This is a genomic window from Geofilum sp. OHC36d9, assembly GCF_052400685.1.
Classification (GTDB): Bacteria; Bacteroidota; Bacteroidia; order Bacteroidales; family Marinilabiliaceae; genus CAZHHH01.
Map to the genome: position 1 here is coordinate 38175 of NZ_JBQTGJ010000013.1, position 22955 is coordinate 61129.

Consider the following 22955-nt stretch of genomic DNA (forward strand, 5'->3'; position numbering starts at 1 on the left):
CCCTAAAATTGTATAACCATGAGTATCGAACTGAAAAAAAAATTCAAATGGTCGTTAATAGTCCCCACAAGCATGGGCGTACGCATTACCCCAGCCAACGGACAGCCAGTTCATAGCAGCGACACATTCACCATGCAGGCAACCAGTGCTGAAACCAATGTTGCCAGTATCTCATCATATCTGGGACTCCCGGTTAAAGTGCTAACGACATTCGTAAAAGGTAGTCCCATTGCCAGTTTCATAAAAAGCAATCTCAAAAACCGTCACATGGATTTTGAAGGTGTGGAAGTGGAACAAGGTGATCCTTGGGGTTATCGTCATCAATTTAACATTGCCGACAGTGGTTATGGCTCGCGGGGGCCGCGCGTACAAAACGACCGCGCAGGTGAGGTTGGACGTACCCTCAACGTAAAAGATTTTGATCTGGATCGTATTTTTGGTCAGGAAGGCGTACAAATCATTCACCTGTCGGGCCTGATTGCTGCCCTGTCACCCGACACCGGGACCTTTTGCCTTGAGTTAGCACGTGCCGCCAAAAAGTACGGGACAAAAATCTCTTTCGATTTAAACTATCGCGCTTCATTCTGGAAAGGTCGCGAAGAAAAATTACATGAAATATTCGCCGAAATAGCTTCTGTTTCAGATATTCTAATCGGGAATGAAGAAGACTTTCAATTGTGCTTAAACATTAAAGGCCCCGAAGCCGGCGGTAAAGGTATTAGTGACAAAATCGACAGTTTCAAAGAAATGATTATGCGCGTAAAAAAAGCCTTTCCAAATGCTTCTGTATTTGCCACCACCCTTCGTCAGGTGACTAACGCCAACGAACATTTATGGGGTGCCATTATGCTCGAAGGTAACAACTGGGAAGTAGTTGACCCCCGTCCTATACGCGTGCTCGACCGCATTGGTGGTGGCGACGGCTTTGTTGGCGGTATGCTCTACGGTATTTTAAAAGGCTGGGAACCTCAAAAGTGGGCTCAATTTGGCTGGGCCAGCGGTGCTCTGGCAACGACCTTCCTCACCGACTACGCACAGCCGGCCGACGAAGAAATGGTGTGGAGCGTATGGAGTGGTAATGCAAGAGTAAAAAGATAATTAAGCACAAGCTGAGTCACCGACAACAAAAAACAATTCGGACACTCAGCAAAAAAAAATACAATCATGGTACTATATCAACGTGGTTCGGAAAATGAGGAAATTTCATCCGCCGATTTAAAGTCGGCGTTGTTTGAAGCCCTCCAAAAGCTTGGCCCCCGCCAAAAAGTGCTGGCTATTCCGCCTGATTACACACGTTTTCATTCACGTGCAGGCGAACTAACCTCTTATGCGTATCAATTTTATAAAGATAAAATGACTGATGTGTTGCCTGCCTTAGGCACACACACGGCTATGCGCGAAGAAGAAATAAAGCACATGTTTGCCGGCGTACCGGAAAAGCTATTCAGAGTACACGACTGGCGCAACGATGTAGTAACACTGGGTATTGTTCCGGGTAGTTATATCTCAGAATTAACCAACGGACGCATAAGCTACGACTGGCCCGCTCAGGTAAATAAATTATTGGTGAATGGGGGACATGATCTGATTCTCTCCATTGGGCAAGTGGTGCCTCACGAAGTGATTGGCATGGCCAATTACAATAAAAATATTTTTGTGGGCACAGGCGGCTCCGAAGGTATCAACAAAAGCCATTTTATTGGGGCGGCTTACGGCATGGAACGCATTATGGGACGGGCCAGTAACCCTGTACGTAAGGTGCTGAATTATGCTTCAGAACACTTTGCCAAAGATATGCCAATTATTTATGTACAAACCGTTGTGGGTCGTAACGACAGCGGACAGCTTGTTACACGCGGCATATTTATTGGCGATGATGAAGAAGTATTTAATCTGGCAGCCGACCTATCCATCAAAGTAAATTTTGAGATGGTGCCGAAACCTCTAAAAAAAGTGGTGGTTTACCTTGATCCTTCGGAATTTAAAAGTACCTGGCTGGGAAATAAAAGCATCTATCGTACCCGTATGGCTCTGGCCGATGGCGCCGAATTAATTGTTCTGGCCCCTGCCCTGAAAGAATTTGGTGAAGACAAAACCATTGATAAACTCATTCGGAAATATGGCTATTGTGGCACACCGCGGACTTTAGAATATGTGGAAAAAGAAACAGACATGAAAAATAATCTGGGCGCAGCAGCTCACCTCATTCATGGTAGTTCCGAAGGACGTTTCTCCATTACTTATTGTCCGGGTCATTTAACCAAAGAAGAAATAGAATCGGTTTACTTTAACTATGCCGATTTAAAAGAGATGACCAAACGTTATAATCCTGAAACTTTGAAGGACGGATTTAACAAGATGCCCGATGGTGAAGAAATTTTCTATATTTCAAATCCGGCCGTTGGCTTATGGGCACATGAAGACCGGTTTAAAGATTAATTATCTATTTTTAGGGCCGCAACTTTCATCTAAAAATGATTGATAAAGGTTCTAAAACAAACATCGTGTCTCCAATATTTAAGTAATAAAAAACAATAGTAATATGAAAGCATTATCAGACATAGGTCTTATAGGCCTTGCAGTTATGGGAGAAAATTTGGTACTGAATATGGAAAGCAAAGGTTTCCAGGTATCAGTATTTAACCGCTCAACCAATAAAGTTGACAACTTCGTTAACGGTCGGGCCAAAGGCAAAAATATTAAAGGAACGCATTCTCTTAAAGAATTGGTTCAGTCGCTGGAGCGGCCACGCAAGGTCATGATGATGATAAAAGCGGGCAACGCTGTTGATACAACCATTGAGAGCCTTATCCCTTTGTTGGAAGCAGGCGACATCATTATTGACGGTGGAAACACCCACTATCCCGACACCAACCGCAGAACTCAGTTGGTTGAAAGTAAAGGACTGCTTTATATTGGTACCGGTGTGTCAGGTGGTGAAGAAGGCGCCTTGTTAGGACCATCAATCATGCCGGGCGGATCACCCAAAGCATGGCCTGCTGTAAAACCAATTTTCCAGGCTATATCAGCTAAAGTAGAAGATGGGACTCCCTGTTGCGACTGGGTTGGCGAAAATGGTGCCGGACATTTTGTGAAAATGGTTCACAATGGCATTGAATATGGTGATATGCAGCTCATCAATGAGGCTTACCATATCATGAAAGATGTTTTGGGCATGTCGGCCGATGAGATGCACGAAACATTCAAAACATGGAATGAAGGCCCGCTTGATTCCTACCTCATTGAGATAACACGTGATATTTTAGCCTACAAAGATGAAGACGGTGCCCCATTGGTTGATAAAATACTTGACACCGCAGGACAAAAAGGGACGGGTAAATGGACGGCAGTGACGGCCCTTGACCATGGCATTCCGTTGACATTAATTGGCGAAGCTGTTTTTTCCCGCTGTCTGTCAGCACTCAAAGAAGAACGGGTTGCCGCATCAAAAACGCTAAAAGGTCCAAAACCAGAATTTAAAGGCGACAAAAAACAATTTCTCAAAGATATTGAATCGGCTTTATATGCCTCAAAAGTTGTGTCGTATGCACAAGGATACGCCTTGATGGCAGCCGCGGCCAAAGAATATGGCTGGAAACTGAACTACGGCGGCATTGCCTTGATGTGGCGTGGTGGTTGTATCATCCGCTCAGCCTTCTTAAGTAAAATTAAAGACGCATTCGACAAAAACGAAAATCTCACCAACCTGCTGCTCGACCCATTCTTTAAAGATGTGATGGACAAGGCACAGCAAGGATGGCGTAATGTGGTGGCTACGGCAGTAATGAATGGTATTCCTACCCCAGCTATTGCAACGGCTCTCAATTACTTCGATGGCTATCGGAGCGAGCGTTTGCCAGCCAACCTGCTTCAGGCCCAACGCGACTATTTTGGGGCTCATACCTACGAAAGAGTTGACAAACCCCGCGGTGAATTTTTCCATACCAATTGGACCGGTCGTGGGGGCTCTACAGCTTCAACCACGTATAATGCCTAAGTAATAAAGTAACGGTTGTATGCTTCAAGGAAGCGTACAACCGTTACTTTTATTAGTGCCAGCAAGAAACGTCATTTTTTTCGTCATACTCGCTTTCAAAATGATGATTTACAACAGTAAACTCACATCTTTCAAGCCTGGAAACGAACATGCTTACAGGAAAAAAATTATAGAGTTAATAAAAAGGGGCATGTGTGCCATTCAACCTATGAAAAAAATATTTAAGCATGAAAGTCTAAAAAATGAAACTTTAGTATCTGCCACAGGCGTTTCCCCGGCACACACTAATTATTTGAAAAATATTTGTCTGAAAACACAAATCATTTACTATTCCGCTTTAGGTTGTTAAAGTTTTAGGCATGACCATACAAGCCAAATAGTGCAACTAAATACCAAAATATTATAAAATGAAAAAAATAATAGCCATAACGACGCTGGCTATCAGCATACTAACAGGATGCGGATTAAAAAGCGACGTTAAAGTCCTTAAGCTGGGGCACAACCTTGACACCAAACATTCCGTGCACATTGCCATGGAATTTTTGGCCAAAAGAGTCGCCGAGCTCTCCGACGGAAAAATACAGATCGAGATATACCCCGGCGGCGTTTTGGGCTCCGAACGAGAGAGTCTGGAACTGCTTCAGTTGGGAAGCCTGGATTTGACAAAAGTCTCCACAGCCACCATGGAAGGCTTTGTTGAAGAATACAAAATTTTTGGTCTACCCTATATTTTTCGCGATAAAGCCCATGCTTTTACTGTACTTGATGGACCAATAGGCAAAGCAATGTTAGCTAAAGGCGAACAATACTGGCTACGTGGACTATGCTTTTACGACGCAGGCGCTCGTAGTTTTTATGCCAGCAAACCCATTAATACACCCGCCGATTTAGCCGGTCTTAAAATCAGGGTAATGCAGAGCATCACTGCGGTAGAGATGATTAAAGCAATGGGCGGGTCAGCCACGCCAGTATCGTGGGGTGAACTTTACACAGCATTACAAAGTAAAGTTGTCGACGGTGCCGAAAATAATCCTCCCAGTTTCTATTTGTCGCATCACTACGAAGTATGCCACTATTACACCCTCAATGAACACACGATGATTCCTGATGTACTGTTGATGAGTACCCATGCGTGGAAAAAACTGAATGAACAGGAACGCAAATGGATGGATCAGGCGGTGAAAGAATCGGTCGTTGTTCAACGTAAAGAATGGCAAAAATCGGAAGACGAATCGTTGGCCGCCCTGAAAAAAAACGGGGTTGAAATCATTATCCCCGACAAAAAGCCCTTTATGGAAGCGGTTAAAGGCGTGTATGATATTTACAGGAATAATGATAAAATCTATCCTCTGATTGAACAAATCAGAAACACACAAGTGACTGAAGTTGATACAACCACTGTTCAACCAAACTAACTATTACAATGATTATCCTCTCCTTGATTGGGAGTTTTAATATTATTATCATGACTATCAGAAATAAAATAGATAAAGCACTGGAATTTTTACTGGTGATACTGATGGGATCACTGGTACTTGACGTGGTGTGGCAGGTAACCAGCCGTTTCATTTTCAAAGACCCCAGTTCATTTACCGACGAACTGGCCACATTCCTGCTCATATGGGTCGGGTTGGCCGGAGCCACCTATGTAAAAGGCAAAAATGAGCACTTGGCCATTGACATACTTCACACCAAATTGTCGCCTCGAAATTTAAACCACATGATGATCTTCATTAACCTATTGGTTATTGCTTTTGCGTTATCCGTAATGGTAATAGGTGGCATATGGCTTGTTTACACCCGTTTTGTACTGGGACAACTATCCGCTGCTCTTCAATTGCCGGTAGGATATGTCTACATAATTGTCCCCATCAGCGGTTTGTTGATGTGCTATTATGCCATCGATGACATTGGTCTATTAATCAAAAAATATAAAACATTAAAATAAAACGCTGTTATGGATGTATTAGGAATTGTTGTTCTGGTACTATCGTTCGTCTTTTTTTTAACGATAGGTGTACCTGTTGCATATAGTATTGGATTATCAGCTCTGGCGACTATGCTGGTAAGTTTTGATGCCCTACCGGCATTTTCAACATTAGCCCAACGAATGGCCACGGGTCTGGAAAGTTTCTCATTATTAGCCATCCCGTTCTTTATATTAGCGGGGCAGTTAATGAACTCAGGTGGAATAGCGTTGCGACTAATAGAATTTGCAAAAGTTATGGTAGGCCGTTTGCCAGGAGGATTGGCTTTTGTAAATGTAATGGCCAATATGTTATTTGGGGCTATCTCGGGTTCGGCCGGCGCTTCAGCTTCAGCCATAGGGTCAATCATGGGACCGCAAATGAAAAAATCAGGCTACGAGGACAACTTCTCAGTTGCCATCAACGTCACCTCTGCCACCACAGGATTAGCCATACCACCCAGTAACATTTTAATTGTTTATTCGCTGGCCAGTGGTGGGGTTTCAATTGCCGCTTTATTCATGGCAGGATATGTTCCGGGTATTCTAACAGGACTGGCACTTATGCTGGTTGGTGGAGTTTATGCTTACCGCAAAAAATATCCTTTAGGCGAAGTTATTCCTTTCAGAGCAGCTGTTAAGAAGTTTTTGGACGCAATCCCCAGCTTAATGTTACTTGTTATTGTTATTGGCGGGATCATAGCCGGTTATTTCACAGCCACAGAGGCATCGGCCATTGCAGTCGTTTATTGCTTAGTTCTGGCATTTATTTATAAGGAAATTAAGGTAAACGACATACCCAACATACTTATAAAAACCGTAAAAACGACTGGTATTGTAATGCTCCTGATTGCCACTTCTATTGGTCTGTCATGGGTTATGTCATTCGAAAATATTCCACAAACGGTAAGCAACGGCTTGTTAAGTTTATCTTCGAATCCGTTCGTGATTCTTCTGATGATCAACCTTATTCTGTTATTTGTAGGTGTTTTCATGGATATGACCCCGGCGGTTCTTATTTTCACGCCAATCTTCCTGCCTATTGTAACCAGCCAGCTTGGTTTGGATCCTATTCACTTCGGTATTATCATGATTCTGAACCTCAACATAGGGTTGTGTACACCACCGGTAGGTTCGGTATTATTTATCGGATGTAGCGTGGCCAATATGAAAATTCAGAATGTCATAAAACCGATGATACCATTTTATATTGCGATGATTGTCGTGTTAATGATTATTACCTTTTTCCCATCAATAACCATGTTTGTTCCTCATTTGTTTGGTTTCTAGCATACCTTTCAAACATAATTAATTGCGTAGCGCTTTTTGCGCTGCGCAATCTAACAGGAATAACACAATTCTGGAGATCGTGTATCTCTTCATAGATAATTTTACCATCTGGCTTACAATGCTAATAACCATAAAAAAGCACTGCCGGAAACCTGTCAAACAAATAGAAAGATCGAATGAAACAGGTTCGCATCAAAGATATTGCCGCTAAGGCCGGAGTCTCCATTGGAACAGTCGACAGGGTTTTACATAACCGTGGCGAAGTAGCCGAAAAAACCAAGGAAAAAATTCTGGCTATTGCCCGCGATATGAATTACCAGCCTAACATAGTTGCACAAGCCCTCACAGCAAAAAAACAGTACCATCTGGCTGCTTTAATACCACGCGGAGGCAACGATAATGTGTTCTGGATATCGCACCCCCAAGGCATAGATAAAGCGCTAAAAGATTTGCGTCCGTTTCTGGTCGACATTAAATACTACTTTTTTGAATTGCACAACGAAACCGATTTCATGCTGAAATCGCAGGAAATGATGAACGACAACCCGGAAGGAGTCATTTTCGCCCCAATCCTAAAAAAAGAATCGGTATCACTATGCGCAGAATTGGATCAACGATGTATTCCATACATATTCATCGATACTTACATCGAAAATGCCAACTGTCTCTCATTTATTGGAGAAGATGCCTATCAAAGCGGACGTGTGGCTGCAAGCCTGATTGATTACGGTGTAAATCCCCAAAAAGATATTCTGATTGTAAACATAGCCAAAGATCTGGAAAACACACAACATCTAAACAGGCGTAACCAAGGATTCATGAGTTATTTCCTCGACACCGGGAAAAACCGGGGTATGAAAATAACCGTTGAAATACCCTCGACCGAACGCAGCATTGTGGACCAAAAAATGGACTATATTCTGCAATCGAACCCCAATATTAGCGCAATTTTAGTGTCGAGTGCCAAGACCCACGTAATAGCCCGGTACATCCAAAACAAAAAAATGAAGGATATCCTGGTGGTTGGATACGAACTGACACGTAAAAATGTAGATTACCTCAAAAAAGGTGTTATTCAGTTCTTAATAGGACAAAAACCGATGGAACAATCCGAAAAAGCAGTGAAAAAATTATTTGATTATCTGACGGCCCGTCAAATGCCGGCCAAAAGGGAATTTCAGCCCGTAGAAATTATCAACGTTGAAAATGTGGATCTATTTTAATATCAATTAAAAATTAACAACCATGAAAAAACTTTCTAAATATTCGGTCGGCATGGGTGACCGTTTTGCCCATGAGGCCAAATTTCAACTAAAAGCAGTGGTTGAAGCCTCCCGCAAAGGCTACGACATCTCCCCTGTTTGGAACAAATCAAACCGGGAGCATACAACTATAGGCAGCGAGCCCATAGATGCGCGTAAAGCCGTAGATAAAACCATTAAAGAAATGGCCTGGGACAAGCCCTACTTTGTAGATGCCGATCACATTAACCTCGACACAGTAGATCGCTTTATGGATTCTTCGGATTTCTTCACCATTGACGTAGCTTCATACATTGGAAAACAAGGTGACTGTGGCCAAAAAGAGGCATTCATAAAATCTATGAAAAAATACATTGGAACATTCACCATTCCTGGAATTGACAAGCCCGTTAATATAACCGCACAACAAGTCGATGAAATTGTCGACCAATACTTGTATGCTGCTTGTATGGCAGGCGAGACCTACAAAAAAATTGCGGCAGCTAAAGGTGTTGGTAATTTTATCACTGAGGTTTCGATGGATGAAGTGCCCAACCCACAAAAACCCGTTGAGTTGTTTTTCATACTGGCCATGCTGGCTTATTATAATGTACCGGCACAAACTATAGCGCCCAAATTTACCGGTCGTTTCAACAAAGGGGTTGATTATGTTGGTGATATAAAAGTATTTACCGAAGAATTTGAAGCCAACCTGATGGTTATTGATTTTGCTGTAAAAACTTTTGGTTTGCCTGATGAACTAAAACTTAGCATCCACTCCGGTTCCGACAAATTCAGCATCTACGATCCGATCCGTGAGCTTACAAAAAAACATGATAAAGGATTTCACCTAAAAACAGCCGGTACTACCTGGTTGGAAGAAGTGATTGGTCTGGCTTTGGCCGGTGGCGAAGCGCTTGACTTTGTCAAAGAAATATATGCCAAAGCACTTCAAAATGTAGAAAAATTATGTGCACCATATGCAGATGTGATTGATATAGACGAAAGTAAACTTCCTTCAGCCGCTGAAGTAAACAGCTGGAGCAATGAAGATTTTGCCAATGCCATTCGACACATTCCGGGACATCCGCAATACAATCCGAATATGCGTCAACTGGTGCACGTTGGCTACAAACTGGCAGCCGAAAATATTAATAAATACAATGCGCTACTCGAACAACATGCCGATATAGTAGGTAATTGTGTCTTCGAAAACATTTACGAACGCCATCTAAAAAGATTACTGGCGCTGTAGTGAAATTAAAATGATAAAAAACTAAACGTTTGTCAAAAAACACGTTAGTAAATTAAGCATCCGGTGAGACTTGTTTCACCGGATGCTTTTATTTTATAGACAATAGATTCCTTTTAGGTTGACAGTATAAAAATAGAATCAACTAGAATACATATACTCTCAGAATACATCAATAAGGACCTTGAGTGAAACAAACTTATTTGCAAAAAAATAACATGGTTGTTTCATTCAAATTTTAGTTGTAGAATACTACATCATCACCAGACCGTTAATATACATTTCAATATTAGTATACTCTCTGGAAAGAGAATATAAGGACTGGTCGTCATCATTTTTGGGATTTAGGCCATTCACTATTTCCCACTCATCAGGCATCCCGTCGCCATCTGAATCAGAGGCAATCGTATCAGCCGACAAAACAGGCCATCCCCCAACGTCCTCCTGACTGTTAATAATTCCATTATTCCCGCAGGATGACAAACCATCGGCGACTTCGCGGACTATACGAGAATCCACGGTATCCCTCACACGACTTGCTCCAGCAGATTCTAAAACTTTCTGATAGGCTACCGACGCCTCTTCAATAACTAAATCAGAAACGGTAAACGGTTCTGAAGCAACAGCATGGGCACGTTGTCCCTTTTTATTGTTCATGCCCAAAACATTATTTTCAGTTACTGTCATAGATCCGTCCATCACATTTCCCTGCAAATAAAAATGACCACACGGAAGATATGGCTCTATAAATAAAACACGCTCATCCTTAGCAGTGGCAGGACCCGGCTTAAAATAGTTGGCAATCATATTATAAGAACCCCCTTCACCTGCATAAGCAGCTTTTTGACCCCAATTATAAACCACATTATTAACCATCTCCACCAATTCCATTTGTCCCTCTTTCAAACTACGGATTCCCTGAAAACGAGGATTTCGACTTTTATGATGCGCCAATAAATTGTGATGAAAAGAAGCTTTATTGCCGCCCCAGATTCCGCCGTAACCGTGCTCGCCTTTATGATGATACGACAAATTCAGACTTTCACTAATAATGCAGTATTGTAATGTTAAATTTTCATTATTATACAGGGAACACGCCTCATCGGTACTCCAACTCATACTGCAATGATCAATTATAATATTTTTATTGCCTATCGCAGACAAGGCATCCTGCTCCTCAGCATAAATATCGCCCGGTCTGATACGCAAATAACGCAAAATCACCTCATTGGCTTTAATTTTTATGCCATATCCCTGCAAACAAATACCATCCCCTGGCGCCGTTTGTCCGGCAATAGTGATACTATCCTTATTAATATCGAGCGATCGCTCCAAATGAATTGTTCCCGCAACAGCAAAAACGATGGTACGTGAACCACTTCTATGAACCCCCTTTCGAAGACTCCCTTCACCATCATCATTCAAATTAGTGACCACATAAACCTGACCGCCACGTCCACCGACAGTGTACTTTCCTGCCCCCCCGGCACCAGGAAAAGCCAATGATTTATCATTAAACTCCGTCTGACTGTTAACGGCACATGACAAAAACAACATAGATGCCAACAGTACTTCAACTTTCCTCATCATCGTAATATCAGTTAAATTAAAATTCTCCCTTACTTCATTCCGCTTGTAATGACATCTATAAAAAATAACGTCACTACCATAAAATCATTCTCACCCAGGATTCATTGCAATATCCAAAGAACGGTTATCTGAAGGTATTATTTCCCATTACAAACCGTCTACTTCATCTGCTACGCCAAAATCAATTTGATCGCTTACTAAGCTATTTAAGTAGATTTCAAGATTGGTATATGAATCACTCAAAGTATATTTCTTACCGTCGGAAGCATCCTGGGCATCAAGATCATTTTTTATTTCAAAATCGTCTGACATTCCGTCGCCATCGCTATCAACGGCAGCTTCTCCCGAATCATATACAGGCCATCCTCCAACAGTTGACTGCGTATCAATAATACCCATTGCATCACCCCAAACGCCGCCGTAAGTAGCCGTTCCTGATTCAACTTCATTAACAATACGCAAATCAACAGCATCACGAGCTAAACTCATCCCGGCATGTAAAATCACATTTTGATAGGCCTCTTCAGCCGTTTCAGGGCTCACCTGAATAATATCAAACCGACTTTCAGCAATGACATCATCCACCGAACCTCCGGCATTTAAATCAATTCCTAAAACATTGTTATTGGTAACATCAGCATAACCATCAACATAATTGCCTGACACATAAAAACGACCATATACCGTTTCCTTGTAAGGTTCAAAAATTCGGTCAGGATGCTTCACCGTACCTGGGCCAGCCTTATAATAATTTGAGACAATATTATACTCGCCACCCTCACCGCCATAAGACGAATTTTCGCCCCAATTATAAATTACATTATTAACCATTTCGGCTCTTTCGCGTGTAATACCATCTCTTAACCCATAAAACCTGGGATTACGACTTTTGTGATGTGCCAACAAATTATGGTGAAAAGTGGCATTATAACCACCCCATAAACCTCCATAGCCGTGGGCTCCTTTATCGTGAACAGATTCGTTAAGACTTTCAGCAACAATACACCATTGCATAGTAAAATTCTCATTATTGTAAAATGAAGCACATTCATCAGTACTCCAACTCATTGAACAATGATCTATGATAATATTTTTATGGTTACGGCCCCAAATAGCATCTGACTCTGCTGCTGCTTCATCCCCCATCCTAAAGCGCATAAAGCGAATAATAACATTATCAGCGTCCACCCGTAGTGCATAATTTTTAATGGTAATACCATCACCCGGAGCTGTTTGACCTGCAATGGTTAAATCGCCATTTGAAATTTTCAATTCTCGGGATAATTCAATGACGCCACCAACCGCAAAAACAATCGTGCGAGGACCACTTTTGTCCAAAGCCCAACGTAACGTTCCTGTATCGTAAGTATCATCCAGGCGATTCACAATATATACCTCACCAGCAGCACCTCCTGTGATGTACTTACCACCACCCTCCGCACCAGGGAAGGCAGGAATCTCACTTCTGTCCGGAACATACTCTTCCGTAATTTCCTCTTCTTCAACAGGCGATTTATCGTCAGAACATCCTAACGCAAAAACCATTAACAACAAAAGAATCAACAAATCAAATATTTTCATTCTTAGATATTTTGTTTTTATAAAGTCGAATGTACCCCTTGCTTACCATTTTCATGAATAAACCGTGTCATCCCAAAATTAAAAGAGGGACGGATAATTCCGTCCCTCCAATTTTAACCCAAAATCTTAATCGATCCAATTTAAGCTTCCAATTTGATAATATATTAAATCTTCATTTGAAATGGTGAAGTCACCATTCTCAGCATCTGCAAAACCGGGATCGACAGTGGTGTATTTTCCAGTATCGGTAACGGTATTCTCACTATAAAACCCTTCCGCGTTAAAATAATTATTAGCATCCATTTCGACCACCGTAGTCGCAGATTGGTTGGAATAATAAGCGCCCGTCTCAGCAAAAATATTTTTATTAATATGAATGGCATGAGAAGCCAGACGAATATAAAGGATACGCTTTCCATCGTTTGAAACATTATAAAAAGTATTATTCTCGATGAAAAGCTCACTATTTTCTTCCGGGAAATTAGATGATCCGCCGGCGTCCATTCTAAAACAATCACGTGCCAAAGCACAATTATAAACCGTATTATTACGGAAAGTGAACTGCCGTGTCATGCCCTGACGGAAATCAATAAAATCGCCACCGACACATTCAACATTAGCATAGGTGGTGCCAGTAATGCTAACCGACTCAATTAAAGCTACTTTACTCACGTAAAACACCCCTTTCACATAATCAGATATTTCACAATCTTCAATTGAAACGGCAGGATAAATGTTATCAGGATCGTTATCGTCATAAACAATAACCTGATTTCCATCTGAAGTGCTACCATTCAGAATTAATTCTCTTAAACGAAGTCCTGCACCGGATTTCATCCTAAAAACAGCACCATTAATAACAGGTTTTTCAGTAGATGAAGCACTAAACAGACCCACCGAATTATTAATTTCAATATTACCGGCTACATCGTATACACCAGGTTCAAAAGCAATTTTTGACCCGGCCTCAGCATTTCCTATAATTGTTGCAACATCATCGCCAGGTTGAACAACTATTGCACTTGAAAGATCAATCCATGTTTCAAAATTTAAAACACCACGTTTACTATCACCACGATACATCGTTACTGTATAGTCGGTTTCAGCTGTTAAACCTGAGATAGTAAGCTCACCGGCTGCAATCTCATCGTCGGAAATCGGACGTTTGATCTCACCGGGCATCACCCAGAAATAATCAGCTTCTTCGCCTTCGGGCCAACTAACCGTCACGTCAAAAGTTCCGATATCAGCCTTGGTCAGGGGATTAAGAATCTGTTCAAAATCTGTGGTAAACATAGCAGCCGTCCATTTTGAATCGAGAATATCCTCTCCCACTGCTTTTACTCTAACAGCATAAGTAGTCTCGCCGTCAAAGCCCTCTACAATATAAGGCAAATCGGCATTGGTAATACCTTCTAAAACCTTAACCGACGTTCCGCTAAAATCGGTGGTATCTGCTTTATAAAATTCGACAGTATAACTAACCGCTTTAGAGTTCTTTGTCCAGTTCAACTGTACCTGTATTTGATTTTTTACACGCACCTCTAAATCTACCGGCGAGAATAGTTGGCTCACCTCCACCTCTGTAATTTCAGGATCGATATCATCGGAGCAGGCTGCGACGACCGTCAAAACCATCAATCCCAATAAAAAAACAGGAATTTTATATAATTTATTCATTGCTTAAAATTTTCGGGGTTCATAATTAATTAAAACCATAACCATCGTTATTCAACATGCCATTACTGGTATCAATAAATGTCTGCCAGATTGGCCAGTACTGTTGAGCATCAGGATCTTTCATATATAAAGCGTCCCAATACGTAATTTTATCGTCACTTGACACCATTGTCCATGTTTTATTTTCGGTATAACCGCCATCAGCACCTTTATCATCGGTATCGCCAAATTCAAGGCCATATATATCGAGTGTTTCACCATCGTCCATCGTTTTGTAATATATTTTTTCGGGCAACGACGCATACATCCCTTCGCGATTTTCGAGCTGTTGTAATTTGGTCTTTGTCTCAGCCAATTTCTCACCCAAAAGATTCCAACGAATCAAATCTGATTTACGCAACATCTCGCCTGCGAATTCAAACCCCCGTTCATTAACAATAGCGTTAAAAAAGGCGTCCTTACTGGCCGTTGCCTGCGTCATAAAAGCGTCAACTTTTTCCGGATTTTCGGAAAAAGCTCTTTCCCGCACCTCACGTAAATAAGGCGCTGCATCGTCCGGGCCATCCAATTCATTAATTGCTTCAGCCAACATTAACAGCACATCCGAATAACGCATATAAATCCAATTCAAACCATCATCATTAGGTGCGGTAACGCGGCGACCCGCTTCTTCAAACAACCACTCATAACGAAATTTCCCAAAATACCATTTCCCCAAACTGGTTGGAACCTGCATGCCTTCATTCCATTCATAAGGGATACAGGTAATATCCCGACGTACATCATCTTTGTCATAATCGTAAAAAAGAACCGGATTCGGGCCATCGGTTCCGCCTTTTGCCTGCCCGGTATAATTATCAACTGTGACGTGTTTTACGCCCAAATCATAAATAACACGACCACGCCCCTCATTAAAAGGTATTTCCCATAATATTTCTTTACCGGCCACATAATCTTCACGGTGAAGAGATCGGAATACACCTTCAAAAGTCTCGAGAGAAGCCGTTTCGCTCAAATAGATATCCATGCACTCATCTTTTACTATCTGATACATTTTTTCGGGGGCTAAATCAGGATCAACACTGCGACGTACTGTTCCATCGGCACGTAAGCCATAGCCACCGGCAGCCAGCGCCAAACGCGCTCTTAATCCTTTAACAAAGGCTTTGTTGATTCGCTGGGTTGTCGTGGTAACCTCAGTTTCACCCGGCCATGCAACAAGGTCAGCAGCCTCATCCAGATCAGCCAACAATTGTTTGTAAATCACATCTCTGTCTGAGCGAGGTAAATAGATCGTTTCGGCATTAACGGGCTCAAAACGGGCCGGAACATCTCCCCATGCTTTAAGTAAATCGTTGTAAATAACGGCGCGTAAAGTTAGTACCTCGCCAAGAATCTGGGCCATGTCCGGATCATTTTCAACGTCACCGTACAACCGCAAGCCCCGAATGGCAATATTGGCTCGTTCGATCCCTTCATAAAACTTAGCCCAGGCATTATTTTCGGTATCCATTTGGCCATTGTTTGCATTAGTGTTATAATTAGACAAACGCGCCTTGTCTTCGTCAATATTCTTAAGAGAATTATAGACCTCAACATCAGTATTCATACCATAGTAAACCAAATAACGACCACGGTATGAATTTGTTTCGCCAAAAGAATGTATAATACCGGCCAAAGCACCCTCGGCCAAACTCTGATTTGAAAAAATGACCGATTCTTCCAGCGTAGATTTTGTCTCCACCTCAAGGGTATCTTCACAGGCACTCATGCCACCGACAAGAAACACCCCCATCAATATTCTATATATAAAGCTTTTAATTTTCATAATGTACTATAATTAGAAAGTTAAATTCATACCCACCACAAACGAACGGCTCTTAGGATAAGCCGAATAATCAACACCCGGTGTTAATTGAGTCTTACGACGGGTTGACACCTCAGGATCAAAACCTGAATAATTGGTCCATAACCAGAGGTTGTAACCACTGGCATAAAAACGAAGATTACTGATTCCAACCCTCTTAACCAAATCAGATGGCAAGGTATAGCCCAATGTCAAGGTATTCAATCGAAGGAATGAACCATCTTCAACCGCCCAGTCAGAGAACACAAAACGACTCATATAAGGCGACCACATCGTTGTATTTTGATTCATTTCGGCCAACTGCACGGGATCATTGCTTATGGTACCATCAGATAATAGATTCGTCCATCTCTTGCCGTCCGCCATGGTCGTTATCATATTCCGGGAGTGATACTTACTGGTAGAAGTATACTCTATTTTATTGGCATTATAAACGTCATTGCCATAACTCCAGTTAAAAGCAGCCGATAAATCAAAACCATAAGCCCTTGCATTAATGGTTAAACCGCCGGTATTAAGCGGATTGGCATCACCAATAATAGTCCGGTCGTCAGCGTCGACAATCGTCTCATCACCACCTGCATTTTTCAGCTTCATGGTACCGGGACGCACGGTCCCAACAATAGGAGAACTATCAACCACACCATCTTTCAGCACCCAGACACCATCAATATAACCTTCAAAGTCGTCCACTTCATAACGACCATCATTCAAATACCCATACATGGCGCCAACAGAGCCATCTTTAGTCACATAATAATCGGCTCCTATTTCTGAAGAAGCCCAACCTGAAGTTCCGGTAAAGGAATCCATTAGTCCTAAGGAGACAATTTTATTGCGATTAAACCCGATATTACCGCTAAAGCTTAAACCAAAATCAGGCAAATCCAAAGCGATCCAATTAACAGAAACTTCCAACCCCTGATTTTGTGTCTCACCCATATTTCGATACTGGTTATCGTAACCGGAACCAGGTGTTAAGAACTGTATTAATAAATCCTCGGTTGTATTTCGATACAATTCCAGCGAGCCATTCAACCGACCGCTTAAAATAGTATAATCCAATCCGATATTACGTGTAATGGTTGTCTCCCATTTCAAATCGGGGTTGGCCATAGTCTTCGAAGCTGCCCAGTAACTATCGTAGCCATCGACATAATTAGTTGTTTTAACTTCTAAAGTCTGCACCAACTGGCCTGACGGAATATTATTATTACCGGCCGTACCATAGCTCAAACGAAGTTTCAAATCATCCAGCCAGGTTTTAACCCCATCCATAAATGGTTCGGAGGTAATACGCCATGCCACAGCGGCAGAAGGGAAATACCCCCAGCGGTTGTCTTTCGAAAACTTGGAAGACCCATCAGCTCTGAATGTAGCACTCAATAAATATTTATCCTGAAAGGAATAGTTCGTTCGACCAAAATAAGATAACAACACATCATCAGGACTTAAATAATTTTCAATTGAATGAGCTTTGCCTTGAGCTGAGAACGATCTGGCATCATCAAAGGTAAACGCCATTGGGAAACCATGAACAATAGTCGTATGCTCTTCCTGCTTGCGTATGATGTATTCCTGACCAACCAGCACACTCAACCGATGCTCTGCCGCTAAAAGATTATCAAAACTATAATTAACCGTATTTGTATTTCTAAAAGTCTGACGTTCCTGCTTATCAAACTCAATGGCCGGCATTCCTTTATAGTCGGCATCCGGTCGGTCTTTCACATAATAAGTCGTAACGCCGTAAAACCGGTCATCGGAACGTCGGTAATCGTCCAGACCAACATCTGTTTTAATCGTTAAATTATCTATCATCTCCCAACTCGCGCTACCGTTCATATTATAACTTTTACGCTTTTGCAAGCGATCATTATCGGCCAAGGCTTGAACAGGGTGATACAGACTAAAAGTTTGGTCTTCCTCATCATTGTCTGTTAATCCGGGAACAGGGAAAGGTGGATAAATCATGGCATATTTCAGACGGGAGTCGGCCGAGGAGACTTCATTCTGCTCATTGGCACCGCCTCCTTCAATTTCGATATCGGAATAACGAATTGAAAAATCCAATTTCACCTTTTTATGAGGCCGATTAGTCAGCTTTAGAGTCAAATTATCCCGCTTATAGCTTGACATTTGCATTATCGCCTTATCATCAATATGACCGTAGTTAAAAGCATAGGCTGTTTTATCATTCCCGCCAGTAATGCTGAGGTTGTGATTAAAAGTAAAACCGGTGCGTCCAAAAACTTGATCCTGCCAGTCATTACCATTCACTTCCTTATAAAGATCCATATCCTGATAATTACCAAAATAATCGGTATACTTCTCAGGCTCACCTGCCAGTTGAGCCCTTTCATACTGCCACTTCACATAATCGTACGAATCAAGAACGTCCAGTTTATTGGCCATTTTTTTCCAGGCAGCGTAAGCATTATAATTCACCGAAACTTTGCCTTCTGCGCCCCGTTTTGTTGTGATAATAATAACACCATTGGCTCCACGAGAACCATAAATAGCTGTAGATGAAGCATCTTTCAACACGTCGATTGACTCAATATCAGAAGGCGCAATATCAGAAATAGTTTCCACCGGAAAACCATCCACAATTAGCAGAGGTGTATTATCGCCGGTAATGGAGCCGCCGCCTCGAACCCTGATTTTCATTTCAGCATCGGGTGATCCTTCGGTGGTCGTGATCTGAACACCGGCTAGTTTACCTGTTATAGCCTCAGCAGCCGAAGCCACCGGTATTGCTTGGAGCGCTTCACCGCTTACCGAGGCCACTGAGCCAGTGATGTCACGTTTCTTAACTGTTCCATAGCCAATGGCCACCACTTCTTCCAACCCTATGGAAGAAGACTCCAATGACACATTTATGGTAGATTGTGTTCCCACAGCCACCTCCTTTTCTTTAAACCCAATAAACCGAAAGGTTAAAACAGCTCCCGGAGCATTGGATACCTCCAAACTGTAGTTTCCATCAAAATCGGAAACAGTACCATTGGTAGTGCCTCTAATAATAATATTTACACCTGGCAGGGGTTCACCGTCAGTGTCCGTGATCCTCCCACTAACCAGCCTGCTTTCCTGAGCATACATGGATAATCCAAAGATCCATGCACCTAACAGAAACAACATACGATAAAAGTTTCTTTTTCTCATAGCAATTATGACTTAGATGTATTAATTAAATTTAAACTGATATCTACTCGTACTCACTTTGTGTTTAATCAATATGATATATCGGCAAGAGTAACAATCGTTAACTTATTATGTGCAATTTATACACAAATAAACTCCCAGACCGTAGATAGACTATCGAAAAAACCGTTACAAATCATCAACACAGACCTGACACAAAATAACAAAACACTATTTTTCAATATAATACAACAGAATCAATAATCGTCACAAAAAAAATCATTTATTAAGACTATCATGTCTCATACAACGAAAACACTCGCAGAATGAATACATAAATAAAAATCCACCACCGGAATACTCCGGTGGTGGATTTTTAAGGCACGTCAGCCCAAAAATTAGTCTTTCAAAAAAGCAGCTAAATCAGGAACCTTGGTCTCTATTTCTTTCTTTACTATATCGCAAACTTTACAAGCGCCATAGGGCGATAAATGGGTATTATCAATTCGGGGTTTGCTCATATTAGTATATTCCAGAGTATCGATATGCAAATACAATTTTTCAGATAACGACTCTCCAAAACGACTAACCATTTCGCGGGTACCCTGATTCAAGTCGAACAAAATAACCTCCATCTCATTGGCCACATTACGCATAGCCTGCGGATAATCGCCATGTGTAGGGACCAACTCACCGTCCACAAACTTACGACGAACAATAGGTGTTGCCAAAATGGGCGTAGCGTCTTTGGCCCGAACATCGCCCACAAAACGACGCAGATTGTCGGCATAGGTTGTGTTAGCTTCAGCATAACGATCGGGCGACTTAACTTTCGAGTCGTTGTGCCCAAATTCAATAATGACGTAATCGCCCGGCTGAACCTTAACCAAAAGACTGTCCCACCGGCCTTCGTCAATAAAACTCTTGGTACTACGACCATTACGGGCATGATTGTCTACCTTCACCCCTTCATTAAAATAAAGCGGCAACATCTGACCCCAGCCTTTTTCTGGGTTTCCATCTTTAAACGGTTTATTGGCCATAGTTGAATCACCCGCCAAAAAAACAGTAATATCCTTCTTGTCTGTCTGACAAGCTATCGCTGTCATTAACAAAAAAGAAACAGTTAACAAATTAAAAATTTTCATTGTCGATAAAATACGATTACAAAACACTATTATAAGGTAAAAATCTATTATTCATTTAAATAATCAAGCCGCAAGAACTTTACTATCGTACTCAGATGGTGTTTATTTTTTATGGTATTTATGATCCGATGCAATCCAGCTACAGCAAAAAGAAATACACTAAAACTTTTGAAATGAACCCTGACACCAATAAATGGTCATATTGAGGACAGCATAGCACAATAGTTATACTTAGAAACAGAGTCAAATTAAAAACTTTTAAACTGGAAATGCAATATAACAGAGAAATTTTAATAACAACTTTCCCCTGTTATACTGCACACCTAACAAGAACTTCCAATTCTAAAAATTGCGTAGTTCTACAAACCTTGTAACATAAAACACAATCCCGGCCTTTCATCGCCAGACCACTAAAAAATCACTATTACTTCCAAATAATGGGGTCTGGCTGCTGGCCTCTGACTTCAATCTGAGATTCAGGTTGGGTAAAATCCTCTTGCTTTAAGAAAATACTGGAAGACTTCGTTCCCGCAATCACCAATACAGGTGATTCATGTTGCTGATATTTAAAGTTCTCAAGACTAATCTCGCTGCTATTAAAAATGGTAACAACTGATCCTTTCTCTGCCTCAACCCGGACGTTAACCAACTCAATATTCTGCGCGTCAACCATGGTTATACCTCTCGCAGCCCGCAGCAAGGCATTTTCCAGACGTACATTATGCAGTTTCATCTCAGGCAACCCCATAAAAAAAGCGGCATCACCGAATCCGTTGGCCACAATATTTTTCATATAAATATTACGAAAAGACGGTGTTTCTTCGTTTACTGGCATCAGTTGCACCTCATTATCGGCTGAAAGTCCGTTATTCCCATCATCCAACACCGGCGATTTCCCACCATAAAACAAATTAAAACGGATGGGTTCGGCGGGAATATCGATCATATTAATATCTGAAATATAAATATTTTCAACTACTCCTCCGCGGCCACGGGTGCTTTTAAAACGAAGCCCCACATCGGTTCCCATAAAAGTACAGTCTGAAATGTGCACATTACGCACACCTCCCGACATCTCGCTACCAATAACAAAGCCCCCATGCCCGTGGTAAACCACGTTATTTTTCACAATAACATTTTCGGTCGGAATATTTCGCTTACGTCCATCGGCATCCTTCCCCGACTTAAAACAAATAGCGTCATCGCCCACATCAAAACTATTATTATAGATAAGCACATTTTTGCACGACTCCAAATCCAGTCCATCTCCATTCTGGGAGTACCATGGATTTCGAACGGTAAGATTGCGAATAACAACATCCTCACTCATAAGAGGATGAAGGTTCCACGCCGGTGAATTCTGAAATGTTGGTCCATCAAGTAAGACTCGCTTACAATTAGCAATACTCACCATAACAGGCCTTAAAAAATCTTTAACAGCTTCGTACTGCGCCTTATCTGAAAAATCGGGCACATTAAAATTATCATTGGTATCGCCTCGCATCGATTTTTCGGAAGGATACCACGTATCACCCTTTTCATTCAGCACCCCCCCTGATTTAACAAGATTTCGCCACTGACCAGCGGTCATTTTACCTCTTTTAACAGGTCGCCAGGCATTGCCATTTCCATCAAAAACCCCTTTACCCGTAAAGGCAATATTGTCAAGATTGTGTGCATGAATAGGCGACATGCAACGATAAGTTTCCAATCCCTCAAAATTGGTTTTGATGAGTGGGTACAAATCGAAATCAGGGCTAAAACGAACCACAGCTCCCTCTTCCAAATGAATTTCGATATTACTTTTCATTACAATGGGCCCGGTAAGCCAAATACCGGCAGGCACAATCACTTTCCCCCCACCTTTAACGCTCAGCTTTTCAATGGCAGCGGTAAACGCTTCGGTATTTAATGTTGCGCCGTCAGAAACGGCACCAACTTCTGAAATATAAATCGAATTATCAGGAATAACCGGTTCAGACACTTTGGGCATATCAAACTCAATGCCTTCATAAACCCAGTCATCGCCATCAGCCAACTGCGAGGCCCCGGGACACGAACAAGACGTTATCACGCTCATCAACAGTGTTAGCAGTGTACCGGTCTTCATCATTTTCAAATAATAATTTTCCATGCCATAGTTTTTTAATTTGTCATTGGCCGTAAACATGCCAACTCCATATGGTTTAAACGTTA

General features: G+C 41.7%; 16 protein-coding genes. 9 read left to right on the plus strand and 7 right to left on the minus strand.

Annotated features, from left to right (window positions below; all coding sequences use genetic code 11):
- Window positions 1-18: 18 nt before the first annotated feature.
- From ACT3CD_RS12520 to ACT3CD_RS12560, 9 genes are all read left to right on the plus strand, one after another.
- Window positions 19-1098, plus strand: coding sequence for a sugar kinase (locus tag ACT3CD_RS12520; protein WP_444645974.1), 1080 nt, complete (start codon window positions 19-21; stop codon window positions 1096-1098).
- A gap of 66 nt (window positions 1099-1164) precedes the next feature.
- Window positions 1165-2439, plus strand: coding sequence for a lactate racemase domain-containing protein (locus tag ACT3CD_RS12525; protein WP_444645975.1), 1275 nt, complete (start codon window positions 1165-1167; stop codon window positions 2437-2439).
- Between the two features lie 103 nt (window positions 2440-2542).
- Window positions 2543-3997: a decarboxylating NADP(+)-dependent phosphogluconate dehydrogenase gene (gene gnd / locus ACT3CD_RS12530; protein ID WP_444645976.1), complete on the plus strand. Its 1455-nt coding sequence runs from the start codon at window positions 2543-2545 to the stop codon at window positions 3995-3997.
- 19 nt (window positions 3998-4016) lie between these two features.
- Window positions 4017-4346, plus strand: coding sequence for a hypothetical protein (locus ACT3CD_RS12535; protein ID WP_444645977.1), 330 nt, complete (start codon window positions 4017-4019; stop codon window positions 4344-4346).
- A gap of 58 nt (window positions 4347-4404) precedes the next feature.
- Window positions 4405-5412 (plus strand): TRAP transporter substrate-binding protein, encoded by a 1008-nt coding sequence (locus ACT3CD_RS12540; protein ID WP_444645978.1) that lies wholly within the window; start codon window positions 4405-4407, stop codon window positions 5410-5412.
- Window positions 5413-5462: 50 nt separating this feature from the next.
- On the plus strand, window positions 5463-5945 hold the full coding sequence (locus ACT3CD_RS12545; RefSeq protein WP_444645979.1) for a TRAP transporter small permease: 483 nt from the start codon (window positions 5463-5465) through the stop codon (window positions 5943-5945).
- A gap of 9 nt (window positions 5946-5954) precedes the next feature.
- The gene (locus tag ACT3CD_RS12550) at window positions 5955-7253 is read left to right on the plus strand and encodes a TRAP transporter large permease (protein WP_444645980.1); all 1299 of its coding nucleotides are present in this window, start codon (window positions 5955-5957) and stop codon (window positions 7251-7253) included.
- Between the two features lie 176 nt (window positions 7254-7429).
- On the plus strand, window positions 7430-8476 hold the full coding sequence (locus ACT3CD_RS12555; RefSeq protein ID WP_444645981.1) for a substrate-binding domain-containing protein: 1047 nt from the start codon (window positions 7430-7432) through the stop codon (window positions 8474-8476).
- 22 nt (window positions 8477-8498) lie between these two features.
- Window positions 8499-9749: a tagaturonate epimerase family protein gene (locus ACT3CD_RS12560; protein WP_444645982.1), complete on the plus strand. Its 1251-nt coding sequence runs from the start codon at window positions 8499-8501 to the stop codon at window positions 9747-9749.
- A gap of 249 nt (window positions 9750-9998) precedes the next feature.
- Here the strand turns inward: ACT3CD_RS12560 and ACT3CD_RS12565 are convergent, their stop codons facing one another.
- The 7 genes from ACT3CD_RS12565 to ACT3CD_RS12595 form a co-directional block, all read right to left on the minus strand.
- Window positions 9999-11336, minus strand: a complete 1338-nt coding sequence (locus ACT3CD_RS12565) for a pectate lyase family protein (protein WP_444645983.1) — start codon at window positions 11334-11336, stop codon at window positions 9999-10001.
- 147 nt (window positions 11337-11483) lie between these two features.
- Window positions 11484-12917: a pectate lyase family protein gene (locus ACT3CD_RS12570; RefSeq protein WP_444645984.1), complete on the minus strand. Its 1434-nt coding sequence runs from the start codon at window positions 12915-12917 to the stop codon at window positions 11484-11486.
- 126 nt (window positions 12918-13043) lie between these two features.
- On the minus strand, window positions 13044-14597 hold the full coding sequence (locus ACT3CD_RS12575) for a DUF4957 domain-containing protein (protein ID WP_444645985.1): 1554 nt from the start codon (window positions 14595-14597) through the stop codon (window positions 13044-13046).
- Between the two features lie 25 nt (window positions 14598-14622).
- Complete coding sequence (locus ACT3CD_RS12580; protein ID WP_444645986.1) at window positions 14623-16425, minus strand: RagB/SusD family nutrient uptake outer membrane protein; 1803 nt, start codon at window positions 16423-16425, stop codon at window positions 14623-14625.
- Window positions 16426-16437: 12 nt separating this feature from the next.
- Complete coding sequence (locus ACT3CD_RS12585; protein ID WP_444645987.1) at window positions 16438-19632, minus strand: SusC/RagA family TonB-linked outer membrane protein; 3195 nt, start codon at window positions 19630-19632, stop codon at window positions 16438-16440.
- Between the two features lie 377 nt (window positions 19633-20009).
- On the minus strand, window positions 20010-20759 hold the full coding sequence (locus ACT3CD_RS12590) for a rhamnogalacturonan acetylesterase (RefSeq protein WP_444645988.1): 750 nt from the start codon (window positions 20757-20759) through the stop codon (window positions 20010-20012).
- Between the two features lie 424 nt (window positions 20760-21183).
- Window positions 21184-22893: a glycoside hydrolase family 28 protein gene (locus ACT3CD_RS12595; RefSeq protein WP_444645989.1), complete on the minus strand. Its 1710-nt coding sequence runs from the start codon at window positions 22891-22893 to the stop codon at window positions 21184-21186.
- Window positions 22894-22955 lie beyond the last annotated feature (62 nt).